Origin of the sequence: Marinobacter sp. MA (genome assembly GCF_048298425.1) — a bacterium.
GTDB classification, from domain to species: Bacteria; Pseudomonadota; Gammaproteobacteria; order Pseudomonadales; family Oleiphilaceae; genus Marinobacter; species Marinobacter salsuginis.
The window spans coordinates 3,703,034-3,717,491 of record NZ_CP103058.1 but is presented as its reverse complement, the minus strand read 5'-3'; the positions used below and the strand labels follow the sequence as shown (position 1 = coordinate 3,717,491).

At 59.8% G+C, this 14,458-nt stretch carries 12 protein-coding genes and 1 pseudogene; 7 read left to right on the top strand and 6 right to left on the bottom strand.

Going from position 1 to position 14,458, the window contains the following annotated elements:
- Positions 1-18 precede the first annotated feature (18 nt).
- Positions 19-768, bottom strand: coding sequence for an FFLEELY motif protein (locus NUW46_RS17225; protein ID WP_418140782.1), 750 nt, complete (start codon positions 766-768; stop codon positions 19-21).
- A gap of 81 nt (positions 769-849) precedes the next feature.
- The gene (locus tag NUW46_RS17220; protein WP_209399932.1) at positions 850-1,773 is read right to left on the bottom strand and encodes an alpha/beta hydrolase; all 924 of its coding nucleotides are present in this window, start codon (positions 1,771-1,773) and stop codon (positions 850-852) included.
- Between the two features lie 324 nt (positions 1,774-2,097).
- Here NUW46_RS17220 and NUW46_RS17215 point away from each other — a divergent pair, with 324 nt between their 5' ends.
- The 4 genes from NUW46_RS17215 (at position 2,098) to NUW46_RS17200 (ending at position 8,440) form a co-directional block, all read left to right on the top strand.
- A complete protein-coding gene (locus NUW46_RS17215) occupies positions 2,098-3,504 on the top strand; it encodes a WS/DGAT domain-containing protein (protein ID WP_069182791.1) in 1,407 nt (468 codons plus the stop codon).
- A gap of 187 nt (positions 3,505-3,691) precedes the next feature.
- Entirely contained in the window at positions 3,692-4,792 is a 1,101-nt protein-coding gene (locus NUW46_RS17210) for a porin (RefSeq protein WP_418140781.1), read from the top strand.
- Between the two features lie 239 nt (positions 4,793-5,031).
- A complete protein-coding gene (nosP, locus tag NUW46_RS17205; RefSeq protein WP_418142056.1) occupies positions 5,032-6,201 on the top strand; it encodes a nitric oxide-sensing protein NosP in 1,170 nt (389 codons plus the stop codon).
- Complete coding sequence (locus tag NUW46_RS17200; RefSeq protein WP_418142055.1) at positions 6,179-8,440, top strand: NahK/ErcS family hybrid sensor histidine kinase/response regulator; 2,262 nt, start codon at positions 6,179-6,181, stop codon at positions 8,438-8,440. Before nosP ends, NUW46_RS17200 begins: the two co-directional genes overlap by 23 nt.
- A 54-nt stretch (positions 8,441-8,494) precedes the next feature.
- On the opposite strand, the pseudogene NUW46_RS17195 reads toward NUW46_RS17200, so the two are convergent.
- A pseudogene (locus tag NUW46_RS17195) lies at positions 8,495-9,176 on the bottom strand (response regulator).
- A gap of 334 nt (positions 9,177-9,510) precedes the next feature.
- Between NUW46_RS17195 and NUW46_RS17190 the strand changes: the two are divergent.
- From NUW46_RS17190 to NUW46_RS17180, 3 genes are read left to right on the top strand one after another with little or no spacing between them, the layout of a single operon-like run.
- Positions 9,511-10,464 carry an ABC transporter substrate-binding protein gene (locus NUW46_RS17190; RefSeq protein WP_418140780.1) on the top strand — a complete coding sequence of 318 codons (954 nt, stop codon included), beginning with the start codon at positions 9,511-9,513 and terminating at the stop codon, positions 10,462-10,464.
- Positions 10,461-11,237 carry an ABC transporter permease gene (locus NUW46_RS17185; protein ID WP_418140779.1) on the top strand — a complete coding sequence of 259 codons (777 nt, stop codon included), beginning with the start codon at positions 10,461-10,463 and terminating at the stop codon, positions 11,235-11,237. The genes NUW46_RS17190 and NUW46_RS17185 overlap by 4 nt, the downstream gene beginning before the upstream one ends.
- The gene (locus NUW46_RS17180; RefSeq protein ID WP_418140778.1) at positions 11,230-11,901 is read left to right on the top strand and encodes an ATP-binding cassette domain-containing protein; all 672 of its coding nucleotides are present in this window, start codon (positions 11,230-11,232) and stop codon (positions 11,899-11,901) included. Before NUW46_RS17185 ends, NUW46_RS17180 begins: the two co-directional genes overlap by 8 nt.
- A gap of 25 nt (positions 11,902-11,926) precedes the next feature.
- On the opposite strand, the gene NUW46_RS17175 is transcribed toward NUW46_RS17180, so the two are convergent.
- The 3 genes from NUW46_RS17175 to NUW46_RS17165 are packed head-to-tail and all read right to left on the bottom strand — an operon-like array spanning position 11,927 to position 14,425.
- On the bottom strand, positions 11,927-12,730 hold the full coding sequence (locus NUW46_RS17175) for an ABC transporter permease (RefSeq protein ID WP_418140777.1): 804 nt from the start codon (positions 12,728-12,730) through the stop codon (positions 11,927-11,929).
- A 1-nt stretch (position 12,731) separates the two neighbouring features.
- Positions 12,732-13,454, bottom strand: a complete 723-nt coding sequence (locus NUW46_RS17170; protein WP_418140776.1) for an ABC transporter ATP-binding protein — start codon at positions 13,452-13,454, stop codon at positions 12,732-12,734.
- The gene (locus tag NUW46_RS17165) at positions 13,451-14,425 is read right to left on the bottom strand and encodes a YVTN family beta-propeller repeat protein (RefSeq protein WP_418140775.1); all 975 of its coding nucleotides are present in this window, start codon (positions 14,423-14,425) and stop codon (positions 13,451-13,453) included. The genes NUW46_RS17170 and NUW46_RS17165 overlap by 4 nt, the downstream gene beginning before the upstream one ends.
- Positions 14,426-14,458: the final 33 nt, after the last annotated feature.

Genomic DNA, 14,458 nt, shown 5'->3' with positions numbered 1-14,458 from the left:
TCGTTGCTGCGTGTCGGCTTAAAGATCGCCCGGCAGGCTGAACGGGTCCGGGTGATGGTTCAGAATGTTGCGCATTACCTGCTGTTCCCGGGACACCAGCCGGTCGATCAGTAGTTCCACATCGTCCATCTTGCGGAAGGCGGAGTAACCCCGGTGCAGGAAGCTGTGCAGATCGGTCAGATCGGCCATTTCCGCCGGGCTCCGGGTCATTGACAGCAGCCACCCCAGAGTGTGGTTGCGGACATAGCGATCAAGCTGCTGTCCTACCTCCGCTACCAGGGAGATCTGTCTTTCCCTCTGACTCAGCATCCGGCTCTGGCGGTAGACGGCACAATAGTCGTCAGTGTTAATTGAGTCGGCCCGGATGCCCTGTTGCTCTAACAGCTCGGCAAGTTCAAGGTCCAGCCGTTGGGTGATCAGGTTCAGCTCCACCAGCCCGGCAAACGTGTCCAGCAGATTATCCGGCAGCCACTTCACCATCTTCGGGAATACTCGATCAATATTGTCGTCCCGACGGGTCATGCCGGCAGGCGCGTACAGATCGGTCAACAGGAACTCCAGGCCGTGATGGTAGCCGGGGTGGTGGTAAAGGTCTTCATGGGTTGCCTTCAGCCGTTCCGCCTGCCAGTCGGCGAGGTGGAACGCATTCTCCACCAGTGGGTGCTCGGCTTTCAGACGCCTGAAATCATGGTAGTCCAACAGCAGTGTTTGCAGCCGGCGAGCGCTTTCTGTGCGGGCTTCGGTAGCGACAAGGCGCTCACGGTACATGGGCGATGGCTCCACTAAACCTCAGGAAAAGAGCGTAGTTTAGCGGAGCTGCGGTGGTCTTGCAGCAGGGCAATGCCCGGGCTAGCCCTGTGCGGTTGCGGGGAGCGTTTCGAACCCCGGGACCCATTCCTTGCTGTCCAGGGTGATGAAGTGGCTCGGTGCCTCGGTTTCGACGATTCGCATGGTGGTCGGACTCTGGCGGGCACTGGCAAGCATGGATGAGCGATCCAGGATGCGGTCTACCGCTGGAATCAGGAAGGTGCCGTGGCGCACGTGGCTGTAGACGCTGGTATCCGTTCGCGCCATCCAGTCCATGATGTTTTCGATGTTACGAACAATGGTCAGATGATCCTTGGTGGCAGAGAACAGTTTGCTGAGCAATTGCTTCTTGCGCGGGTTCATCTTGCCAAAGAAGGTCTGTCCGTAAGCAGACGAGGGCGCGCTGTTGATCAGACGAATCAGCCAGGGCCACATGCCATGGCTTACCGGCTCCAGAATGGTGGTCACCAGCGCCGAGAGTCGGCCGTCGGGAAGTACGGGCGCTTCAAGCACCACTTCAACGTCTTCATACAGGTCGGGCCATTGTTTGATGGCCTCGAGGATCACCGCCCCGCCCCGGGAGTGACCATGTACCCGGATGTTGTCAGTCGTGGGCAGGCTGGAAAGCGCCTGGTTGAGAATGCAGGCATCGTATTCGATGGTGCCTTCCAGGTGCTTGATCGGCACTTCCCAGTCCGGGGCCTCCGGCGTAACACCGTTCACCGGAATGTGGTAATTGCTGCAGGTGAGCAGAATTAGCTCAGTGGTGGGTGCTTCGTAGGCCTGGGTAAAGTAGCAGTGGTTTTCCAGAAAGCCGTGCACGCCGATCACGGTTTGTTCGGCCTTGCCACTGTGGTTGCGAACGGACACCGCGCCCTTGCCAACGCGATACACCCGCCCGGAGAACATTTCCGAGTAGGCGCTCTCAATCGGTTTTATCAGCTTGCGAACATGGCTCGCTTTCATAACTGCTCTCCCTTCCAGCACGGCAATGGCCTGTTATTGGAATTAGGGTGTGCTGGTAAGCCTTTTGTACCCCGATCAACTCGCTTTGTTACTGGCTCTGAGTGCAGAGTTTTTGATGTCTCAGGGCCAATCGATCACGGATCGGCAGCGTGTAATAACCATGGCACCAAGGCTTATAACCAGTATAGGACTGAACAGTTACTCACGTGTAATTTTTTGTAACAGCGTGCGCTGGTGCCGCATATGGAGCCGACGGGGCTTGTCTGGCACAATGCGGAGTTCGGTTTTTACTTACCTCCACCACTTTTCCAGGGACGTTCGGGTTTGAGTCACGAACAATCGCATCTCCTGCTACCTGCGGATTCGGCCTGGCTGGCCCTGGAACGCCCGGAAAACCCCATGACCATCACCGTGATGCTGCGGGTTGATGGTCTTACCGCACCCCGTTTCCGGGAGTTCCTCCGTGTGTACTGGATGGCCTGGGAGCGTTTCCGGTACATGCCGGTTAAGCGCTCGCCTGCCTGGTGGTGGGAGCCAGACCCCATGTTTGATGTCCGCCACCATCTTGACGTGGTGGTAGATCGTTTCACTCCAGAAAGCCTGCAGGAATGGGTGTCGGTGCGGTTGAACCAGCCTCTGCCCATGTATCGCCCACGCTGGAAATTCTGGCTGGCGCCCAATGCCGAGGGCGGGGCGGTGCTCCTGTTGCGTATTCATCACTGTTACGCCGATGGCCTGTCCTTGCTGGGGATTTTTGATCGCCTCTGTCCGCCTTCCCCCCAGCAGCATCCGGCCATCTACGGCGCACCCGAGACCGCGGAGCTGTCACGCTGGACCGCTGCGGCAAAGGTCTGGCTCGGTCAACTGATGGCCTCCGGGGATTCCCGGGAAGAACTCCATGACGGTGCAGGAGCCGATGAATCCGGTGGTAACCAGTGGCAGGATGCTGGCCGGCTGGTGGAGCGGGTTGCCCAGAACAGTCTCAAGCTGGTCCATGAATTTTCGGAATTTCTGGTGGAGCCGGAGGATTCAGACACCGACCTCCGGCGCCCGTTGCTCGGGCGCCGGCATTGTCGCTGGTCGGAACCTGTGCCTCTGGAACGTTTCCGGAGCATTGCCCGAATCACCAACGTGACCATCAACGATGTGTTGCTGAGTTGTGTAGCCGCGGCTGTGCGAACCCGCCTGGGCATTGAAGGCGAGGACCTCGATGAAGCCGTGCTGCATGCCGCCGTTCCGGTTGATATTCGCAGCCGCCTGCCGGAGGAGCTCAAGCCGGCTCCCGGTGCCCTGGGCAACTACTTCGGTACGGTGTTTGTGCCTCTGCCGGTGGATGGCGAAAGTCCCCTTGAGAGACTGTACCGGATCAAGCATGAAACCCGCCGCCTGAAGAAAAGCTGGCAGCCGGGCATTGCCTGGGGGCTGGCAGCAAGTGCGACTGTCGTACCGGAGCCCTGGCGGGAGCCCCTGGCCGAGGTGTTCTACCGCAAGGCCAGTGCCGTGGTGTCCAATGTGCCGGGCACCCCGGAGGCCCGTTACATTGCCGGTTGCCGGATTGCTGAGCAGATGTTCTGGGTTCCCCAGGCCGGCGACATCGGCCTGGGCATCAGCATTGTCAGCTACGCCGGCCAGGTACAGTTTGGCGTCGTGGCCGATGAGGCAGTAATGGCCGATCCCGAAGAGTTCCTCAACGACTGTCTGCAGGAACTGGCGCAGTTCCCCGGCGATTAACCCGCCGGGTCGTACTCCCAAAGTTTCATTTCCACTGCCTCCCAAATGAGCAGAAAACCTGCTCCCTGGAAGCATTTTCCCCCTCCCGTGCATCACCGACCATGGAATTCAGGCGACAGACCGCGCCTGGAGTGTCCGGATAACCCGGATCTCCGATCCCAGATTTCCAAAAACAACCGGGGGAACTATGAAAAACAATAACGTCAGAAAGTCAGGGTTAGCCATCGCCATGGCAGCAGCCATGGGCGCAAGCGCAGGGGCCAATGCCGCTGTCGAGCTGTATAACCAGGATGGCACCAGCTTTTCCGTGGATGGCTACTTCAACGCGTTCTACGTAAACCGCGACGACAAGCAGAACGACGTTCGGGATTCCCGCATCAAGATGGGCTTCCTGCCGAACACTATCGGTTTTAACTTCAGCAAGGACATGGGTGATCTGACCCTGGGGGGACGTTCTTCGTTCTGGACCACTATCAATGACAGCCTCGACACGCCCACTGATACTGCCATCGATGTGCGGCAGTTCTACGCTACGGTGGACGGCGATTTTGGCCAGGTGCTGATCGGTAAGGACTTCGGCCTGTACGCCCGATCCAATATCTTCCTGGACGAGATCCTGATGGGCTTCGGCTCTCCGGGCGTTGCCGGTGGCGTTTCCTTTGGCAATATCCGCGCTGGCTATCCGTACCCGACACCCTCCGCCCAGATTACCTACCGCTCGCCGGATATGAGTGGCCTCAAAATCGCGGCCGGCGTGTTGGATCCTGCCGACACGGTGACCGGTGCCAACGATGAAAACTCAGCGCCCCGTTTCGAGTCCGAGGTAACCTACAACGCCAACCTGAACGATGTGGCTCTTACCGGGTGGGTGAACGGGCGCTACCAGTCTGCCGAAAACGGCACCACCACCGTCGACAGCACAGGCCTTGGCTACGGCGTCAAGGCGTCGGTCGCGGGGCTGACCCTGGCCGCTTCCGGTTTCACCTCCAAGGGTGACAACCCGGTTCTGATCGGCAACGGCGCGGTGACCGAAGACGATGCCGACGGCTTCCTGGTTCAGGGCTCCTACGCCTTCGGAGCCAATCGGGTGGTGCTGTCCTACGGCGAGACCGATGCGGAAATCCTGAACCTGGAGACCGAGAGCACCACGCTTGGCTTCTTCCACGATGTAAACAGCAACTTCAAGCTGGTTGCCGAGTACAACATGTACGAAGACAACAACCGCACCACCGGTGCAACCACCACTGAGGCGGACACCATCGCCCTTGGCGCCATCGTGATGTTCTAAGCACTATCCGGCGTTGCGGGTGGCAGGGGGCTGCTCGCCGCGCCGGTTTGTCTAAGACTAAAGTGCCGGTTTGCCTGAAGGGAAACCGGCAGCGCCATCAGACATTGATTCAGGAGGCAGTTTAATCAATGGCTTACGATCATTTTGGCGCGCCCATTAAAAGCACTGAAGTCGCATTGGCTGCGTTTACGGATGCCGTAGAATCGGTGAAAAGTCATCCGTTCCCGGGATCTGCGTTTATGAAGCCAGCGACGACCCTGCCCGCGGTCCGGGTAGCGAGCTCCAGTGTTCGCGATCCGATGTTGGCCGCCACCAATCTCGCCAGCCAGCTCAGCCACGAGCACCTTGGCTGTGTGCTGTTCTTCTGTTCAGCGGAGTACGACCTGGGTCGACTTGGTAGTGCCCTTGAACACAGTTTTCCGGGCGTGCGCGTCTGCGGCTGCACCTCCGCCGGGGAGATCACCCCGGAGGGCTATGGGCGTGGATGCATCACCGCCATCGGATTCGACCGCCGCTATTTCGCCATCGACTGTGCGCTGATCCGCGAACTGGACCGGTTCACCCTGCAGGATGCCCAGGGCGTGATCGACGGCCTGCTTTCGACTTGCCGGGATGCCAGGCTGGCACCGGTCAAGGGCAACACCTTTGCCATCACGCTGCTGGACGGCCTGTCGAGCCGTGAAGAGCTGGTGCTGGCAACGCTCAACTCGGCCCTTGGCAGCATTCCCCAGTTTGGCGGTTCCGCCGGCGACGATGAGCGCCTGGCCAACACCCATGTGTTTTTTGATGGCGAGTTTCACACCGGAGCCGCCACGGTGTTGCTGGTGAACACACCACTGGATTTCCGGGTGTTTTCCACGCACCACATGGTCGAACGCAGTGAAAAGCTGGTGGTGACCGACGCCTGCGCGGAAAGCCGGACGGTGTACGAGCTCAATGCCGAGCCGGCAGCCGATGCCTATGCCCGGGCAGTCGGTGTGGATGTGGATGCCCTGGATCGCAAGGTGTTCGCGCTGCGGCCCATGGGGGTGAAGATCGGCGGCCACTATTTTGTCCGCTCGGTGCAGCGGGTGAACCCGGACAAGAGCCTGACCTTCTACTGTGCGGTGGAAACCGGGATTGTAATGACGGCCATGGAGCCGGAATCCCTGCTGGACAGCGTTCGCACGCAGATCGAGGCGGCGGAGAAGGTCGTCGGGCCGCCCCTGGTCACTATCGGCTGCGACTGCTTTCTGAGGCGCCTGGAGGCAGAGCTGACCGGCGAGGTGGAGGCGGTCTCGGAGTTCCTCCGCCACCACAATGTGATTGGCTTTAATACCTACGGCGAGCAATTCGACGGTATGCACATCAACCAGACGTTTACGGGGGTGGTCATTGGCCAGCCTGATGTCCGTTCCGGACAAGATTGAAACACCCGTCGAGGACGTGCGGGACCAGCGGATTGCCGAGCTTGAGGCAGAGAATGAGCGCCTGAAGCGGATTCGTGATGCCCTGATTGTCCGGGTGGAGTCCGGCTCGGCCCACAAGCCGGAACCCTACGCCGCCTTCGAGCACTCGGTGGTACTGGCCGAGCAGGTTCGCGAGCGTACCGAGGCTTTGAATCAGGCCATGGAACAGCTCAAGGGCAGCAACAAGGCCCTGAACCGCGCCCGGGAAGAAGCCGAAACCACCCGTCAGAGACTGAGCGACGCCATCGAGAGTATTGCCGATGGCTTTGTGCTGTTCGATAACCAGCATTGCCTGATTCAGAGCAACAGCCGGTTCCGCAGTTACTGGCGCCACGCCGGCGTTGATGCGCCGGGCCAGGGCACCCGGATTTCAGAGGTGAAGCGGCAGGCAGTGGCCTGCGGTCTGGTTCTCGAGGAGCACAGCCATCCCGACTCGGAAGGCGTGGTGTTCCTGCTGGCCAACGGCCGCTGGGTTCAGGTGACCGAGAGACCGACCCGGGAAGGCGGGTTGGTCGTGCTTTACTCCGACATCACCGATGTGAAGAACAGCGAAATGGCCCGACGGATCAAGGCGCTCGAAGAGAGCGAGCGCTGGATCCGGGTAGTGACCGACCATGTTCCGGCGCTGATTGCCTACATCGGGGCCGACATGACCATCCAGTTCTGCAACAAGGTCTATGCCTCCTGGTACGGGCGCAAAGGCGAGTCGCCACTGGGTAAACGGCTCAACGAGGTCCATTCGCCAGAGTTCTACCAGCGCCTGCTTCCCCAGATTCTAGATGTCATGGACGGCCACAACGTGACGTTCGAATTCGAGGAGACCGGTGAACAGGGTGAGGTGCGCCATATGCTGCGCTCCTATGTGCCCAACTTCGATGAGCAGGGCGACATCATCGGTTTCTTCGTGCTGATCCGGGACATCACCGACCGCCGCAAGACCGCCCTGGCCCTGGAGCAGGCCTATGACAACCTGGAGCGACGGGTGAAGGAACGTACTGCGGCGCTCACGGGGCTGAACAGCCAGTTACGTCAGGAGATCACGGAGCGGGCAGCGGTGGAGGCCAGGCTTCGGGACGCCAAGTTGGAGGCCGAGCGGGCCAACCTCTCGAAAACCAAGTTCCTGGCGGCGGTCAGCCACGACTTGCTGCAGCCTCTGAATGCCGCGCGCCTGTTTACAAGTGCTCTGCTGGAACAGTCTTTCGGGCCCAAGGCGGAAGGCCTGGTTCGGTCTGTGAGCACCTCGCTGGACGATGTTGAAAATCTTCTGGGCACCCTGGTGGATATTTCCAAGCTGGACGCTGGCGTGATCAAACCGGATGTCACCGCCTTTGACCTGCGGGACCTGCTCAACAACATTGCCCGGGAATTCCGGCAGATGGCGATGGCCGAGGGCCTGCAACTGGACTTTATTGCCAGCTCCGCGATTGTGGAGTCCGATTCCCAGTTGCTGGCGCGGATTCTCCGGAATTTCCTTACCAACGCCATTCGCTACACGGGCAACGGCCGGATCCTGCTTGGCGTTCGCCGACAAAAGGATCATGTGCTGTTGCAGGTTTGGGATACCGGCCCGGGTATTCCCGAAGACAAGCTCACCGAGATCTTCCAGGAATTCAAGCGTATTCGCCCGGCCGGCTCACAGCCCGATAAAGGTCTTGGACTTGGCCTTGCCATTGTCGACAAGATATCCCGAATGCTCGGACACGAGGTGACGGTGAACTCCATCGAGGGCCGGGGGTCAGTCTTCAGCGTCCGGGTCCCGGTTGGCAAGCTGAAGCCCAGGCAAGCAATGCCCGACCAGAATCGGGCCCTGTCTTTCGATAGCGGTCTGGGCGGGGCCCGAATCTGGGTGATCGACAACGACCAGTCTATCTGCCAGGGCATGCAAACCCTGCTCGAGGGTTGGGACTGCCAGGTAGTGACGGCAGTGTCCCTGGAGGACCTCGAGCGCCAGTTGGACCCGGCCAGCAGCGCGGTGGACCTTATTCTGGCGGACTACCATTTGAACAACGATGAAAACGGCGTGGATGTAGTTGCAGAGATCAATGGCCGCCGGAGATGTCCGGCGCCAGTGGTGATGATTACCGCCAACTACACCAACGAACTCAAGCAGCATATCCGGGAACTCGGGCACCTGTTGATGAACAAGCCGGTGAAGCCCCTGAAGTTGCGCAGTGCGTTGAGTCATCTGCTGAGAAGTTGAGATCGGAGGTAGGTGTCGGGTTACGGCTGCGCCTAACCCGACAAACACGCCACCCTACCGCTTCAGATACTGACTGAAATCCACATCACTGGCAGACAGAATCGCCTGCACCCGGTTGTGAACCCCCAGCTTGCGCAGTATCGCCGACACATGGGCCTTCACCGTGGTCTCGGCAATGTTCAGGTTATAGGCGATCTGCTTGTTGGATTCGCCCTTGGACATGCGCTCGAGCACCAGTAGCTGGCGGCGGGTCAGGGAGTTGAGCAGCTCCGGTGAAATCGGGTTGTCTTCATTGCGACTGCGCCGGGTATTGCTTTCCTTGCCGGTTCGGATGATGTCCGAGGGCAGGTAAACGTTGCCGTTCAGGATCTGCTGGATGGCTTCGGTCATCTGGGCCCGGGGCGAGGATTTGGTAATGAAGCCGCAGGCGCCATAGGTAATAGCCTGCAGTACCACCTGTTTGTCTTCCTCGGCAGAGACAATCACCACGGGAATGGTCGGGGCTTCGTTGCGCAGGGTGATCAGGCCGTTAAGCCCATGCATGCCGGGCATGTTCAGGTCCAGAAGGATCAGATCCAGATCGTCGTTCTCGCGGGTAATTTCCAGGGCACTGTCCAGATCGTCGGTTTCGATGATCTCGCTGCCTTCGAAACCAGAAGCGATAACACTGCTGATGGCCTCGCGGAACAGCGGGTGGTCGGTCGTCGGCAATCAGAATCTTGTAAGCCGGCTCCATGGATGGGTCTACCTGTTTGTTTTCAGTATCGGGGATGGCTTCCGAATCATGATAGCGGTTTTCGGAAGAGAGTGCGGCATCGAGCTCGTTCAGCATGGCGGCCTCCTGTGCAGAGAATCGCCGGAGTCGGGTCCGATCCTCTGTTTATTATTGTGATGGTTTCATTACACGCCATCTTGGTCTCGGGTTGAATGCGACCATCGCACCAAAAAACAGGCACCAAAGTACTATTCTTGCCGGGCTGCGGGCTTCGTATCGTGAAGCCATGTGCCTACAACCAACAAAAACGCCAGTCTCTCTACCCTTTTTTGCCGACCGCTGGATCAAAAAGGGAGTGGCCGCCCTGGTGTGCCTTATCTTCAGTCTCGCAGGTGGTGCTCAGGCGGTGGCGAGAGCCTCGGAGCTGCCCGTTCTGTCGGTCAGCGTGTTGCAGTTCGGCACGGCCCATTGGGAGCTTGGTCATATCCTGCATCGGGGATTGGATCGGGAGAATGGCTATCGTCTGGAGCTGAAACCGGTTGCAAACCTTCCCGCATCCAGGCTGGCGGTCACCAGCGGTTCGGTGAATGGCGCCGTGGCCGACCTGCTGTGGGCGCAGTCCCGGTTCCAGGCAGGAGCGCCGTACCTCTATGTGCCTTTTTCATCCCAGATCGGCGATATCGTTGTCGCCGATGCCTCCCCGATCCGCTCGGTGGTAGATTTGGCGGACAAACGCATCGGCGTTGCCGGCGGGCCGGACAGCAAAGGCTGGGTACTGCTTCAGAAAGTCGCACAGCGGCATGGCATCAACCTGGACGAATCCGCAGAGATCCAGTTCGCTGCGCCGCCGCTGCTCAGTCAGGCTCTCAAGCGGGGGCAAGTAGACGTGATTGTCACCTACTGGCATTTCGCAGCCCGGCTCCGGGGTGAGGGTGGCTGGCGGTCGGCCTTCAGCATGGCCGATCTGCTCACGGAGCTTGACCTGGATCGCAACCTGCCGGTGCTTGGATATGTGTTTCCAGAACGTTGGGCGCAAGAGCATGGCCCCCTGATAGATGGTTTCGCGGCCTCCCTGCAGGAGGCTAAAGCCGAGCTGGCGGAAAGTGAATCACCCTGGCAGCGTTTGCGTCCCCTGATGGGTAATCCTGAAGATGGCGTCTTCACGGCATTGCGAGAAGGCTTTGTCGCCGGCACGCCTGCGCCGCAAACAGACCAGCGTATTGCAGACCTGCAGCGATTGATGATCCTCACCGGTGCCGACCCGGACAGCCTAATGCCGGCCTCTCTGTTTTACCGGAGGCAGCCGTGAAAGGCCGCGTCGGCCGCCCGCCGCTCTGGAGCTACTGGATAGTTCTGCCCTCTTTTGTTGTGCTCTGGGCGATAACCGCCTCGCTGCTTCAGTCGCCTCTGCTACCAACGCCCCTGAGTGTACTGGACACCCTGGCTCGGGAATCGGCGACAGGCGAGCTCTGGCATCATCTGGGCGCGACCCTCGCCCGTGTGGTGGTCGCCTTTGTTCTGGCCATGGCGATTGGCACTGCCATCGGCATTGTGATGGGCCGTTCACAAACCACCAATGCCCTGTTCGATCCCTTGCTGGTGTTGTTACTCAACCTACCGGCGCTGGTCACCATCATCCTTATGTATGTCTGGTTCGGCCTGGTGGAAGTGGCTGCCGTGATGGCGGTCGTGATCAATAAAGTGCCCAACGTTGCGGTGACGGTTCGCGAAGGCGCCCGCAGCCTCGACTACCGGCTTGAGGAAATGGCCACCGTGTACCAGTTCACCCGCTGGCAACGGTTGCGCGAAGTGTGGGTGCCGCAGCTGTTTCCCTACCTCATGGCCGCCACTCGGGGTGGTCTCGCCCTGATCTGGAAGATTGTTCTTGTAGTGGAACTGCTGGGCCGCTCCAGCGGTGTTGGCTTCCAGCTGCATATGGCGTTTCAGGTATTCGACGTGGCCGCCATTCTGGCCTATAGCCTGGCCTTCATAGCCGTTGTTCAGCTGATCGAACTGGCCATCCTGCAGCCCCTCGAGCGTCGATCCAGCCGCTGGCGTCAGCCGGAGACCGCCCATGCTTGAACTCAGAATCGCCGGCCGTGATTTCGGCCAGCCGGTGCTTGGCGAGGTGTTTGCCACCATCGACCGAGGCGACCGCATCTGCCTGCTTGGACCTTCGGGTATCGGTAAGACCACGTTATTGAACGCCATTGCCGGTCTCGACAAATCGGTTCCACATGAGGCGGTTATTGGGCGCGACAAACTTCGGGTGGGCTATCTGTTCCAGGAGCATCGACTGCTGCCGTGGAGAAGTCTGGATGCGAATCTGAGGCTGGTTGGCGCCAGCGAAGAGGAGGCCAAGGGCTTGTTACAACAGGTGGGATTGTCGGGTTACGGCGATTACCTACCGGACCAGCTCTCCCTGGGAATGGCCAGAAGGGCGGCACTGGCCCGTTGCCTGGCCGTGAAACCTGACTTGCTGCTGCTGGACGAACCGTTTGCGTCACTGGATCCGGTCATGGCGGGTGAACTCAAGGCGCTGATAACCGGGATTCTGGATTCGCATCCGGATATGGCGATGATTTGCGTTACCCATGATGGCGGGGATGCGGAGATCCTGGCGAACCGTCTGTGGTATCTCGATGGCAAGCCCGCTCAGTTACAGTGGGATAGTTCGGTAGGCGAACCCGGGTTGGTCGACGTGCTGCTTGGCAGGCTTCGTGGCCTGGATTTGGCCGGCTCCTGAATCCGTGTAAGTCAGCTTCCGGGCATTATGCGGGCTTCCCGCCCAGTATTTTCGTGCGTTGCGGACGAAAGCCGGCTGTGGCAAATAACGCCAGGAAAACAGTCACACCTGCGGTAATCCCATAAGCCATCGGATTCCACTCCAGGTAAAGTGAAAACCGGATCGCCTCCACCGCATGGGTAAACGGATTGAACTGGCAGATCCAGTACAGCCAGGGGCTGGCCTCGTTCATGCGCCAGAGCGGGTAGAGCGCCGAGGACATGAAGAACATGGGGAAGATGACAAAATTCATCACCCCGGCGAAATTCTCCAGCTGCTTGATCCAGGTGGCGATCAGCAGTCCCAACGCGCCCAGCATGAGGCTGGTCAGAATCAGTGCCGGCAACACCGCCAGGTAGCCCCAGAGAGGTGGCTCGACATCTACCAGCAGGGCCAACAGCAGGAACACATATACCTGGCCGATGGACACCACGCCCATGGCCAGCAGTTTGGTAACCAGCAGGAAGGGGCGAGGCAGAGGGCTCATCAGGAGCACCCGCATGCTGCCCAGTTCCCGGTCATACACCATGGACAGGGCGCCCTGCATGCTGTTGAACAGGATGATCATGCCGCACAGACCCGGGGCGATGTAGGTTTCATAGGTGATGTAGGTGTCGTAGGGCGGAATGATGGAAATGCCCAGCACCGCCCGGAAACCGGCGGCGAAGACCACCAGCCAGAGGAGTGGCCGGACCAGAGCGCTGGCAAAGCGAGTGCGCTGCTGCCAGAACCGGAGCCATTCCCGTGTCTGGATACCTACAAAACAGTGCCAGTAGTGAGCTGCTTTCATATCAGCCGGCTCCGGTCAGGGCGTGGAAGGTTTCGGCCAGATCGCGGGTGCCTTCGGCGTCGCAGATGGCCTGGCCATTGCCGTCAGCCAGCAGTTGGCCCTGGTGCAGGATCAGTACCCGGTCGTCCGCGCGAACTTCTTCAATCAGGTGGGTGGCCCAGAGTACGGTCAGGCCGTCTTCTTCACACAGGGTCCGAACGTGTTCGTTGAGCGCCTTGCGGCTTGCAACGTCCAGGCCCACCGTGGGTTCGTCGAGCAACAGCAGCGAGGGCTCATGCAGCAGGGCCCGGGCGATTTCCACTCGCCGGCGATGGCCGCCGTTGAGCTGGCGGACGGCATCGTTGGCACGGTCCAGTAGCTCGAAGCGTTCGAGTTCCCTGTCACCCCGGGCTCTGGCTTCCTTGCGGGACAGCCCGTGCAGGGCGGCGTGGTATTGCAGGTTCTGGCGAACGGTCAGGTCCAGGTCCAGTGCGTTCTGCTGGAACACCACCCCGATCTGGCGCATTGCTTCCGCGGGCTGTTTTTTCAGTGACAGGCCGCCCAATAGAATATCGCCCTGCTGAACGGCCAGCAGCCGGGTCAGCAACCCAAACAGCGTGGACTTGCCTGCCCCGTTTGGGCCCAGCAGGGCATGAAAGCGGCCAGAGGTCAGCGCAAAGCTGACCTCCCTAAGCACCGGCTTATCGCCGTAACGAAAGCTGAGGTTGCTCGCTTCGATGGTCATGACGTCGGGTCGATAACCACACCCCAGGGGTAGCGGCCTACCTTGATGGATTTGATCACCTTCAGGTCTTCCACGTCGATCACGGAGACATCGCCGGACACGCCGTTGGTGGTGTAAAGGTGCTTCTCGTCCTTGTCCAGATCCAGCTGCCACACCCGGGCGCCAACCAGCAGGTAGTCCAGAACCTCGTAGGTCTGGGCGTTCACGACCGCCACGTGATTTGAGGGGCCGAGCGCCACGAAGGCGTACTTACCATCTGAGGTCAGCTCGATACCCACCGGCTGCACCCGGTCCTGGTTCACACCGGGCACCTTGAAAGACATCTCATGGATCTGCTCCAGGTTATCGACGTCGATGATGTGCACGGTGCCACCGATTTCGGCAGAGGCCCAGGCAATCTTGCTGTCCCTGGTGAACTCCACATGGCGAGGCCGCTGACCTACGACGATGTTCTTCTCGATCTCGAAGGTCTCCGTGTTGATCCAGTGCAGCATGCTGGTGGTCTCGGAAGTGTTCACCGCCCACTTGCCGTCCGGGCTCACGGCCATGCCTTCCGGCTCAATGCCAACGTCGATCTGGGCCAGCACATCCTTGGTGTCTACATCCACCACCGTCACGATGGCGTCGTCCTCGTTGGCGATGTACAGATGCTTGTTGTTCGGATGCAGCGCAAACTGTTCGGGGTCTTCACCGGAGGGCAGAGTGTCCACGACTTTGCGAGTGGCCAGGTCCAGCACCTGTACGGTGTCATCGTCACTGGCGCAGATGTACAGCTTGGTAAAATCCTTGGAGAGCAGAATGCCCCGGGGCCGCTGGCCGACGTCGATGGTCTCAATCACTTCCTGGGTCTCGGTATCGATCACCGACAGGGTGTTGTCCTTCTCGTTGGAAACATAGGCCACGCTGGCCAGAGCCGGTGTCGACAGGCCGATCATGGCAGCCAGGGCAGTGCGCTTGAACAGGGTTTTCATCTTTTAGCTCCTTCTTGTTTAAACGTTCGTAGC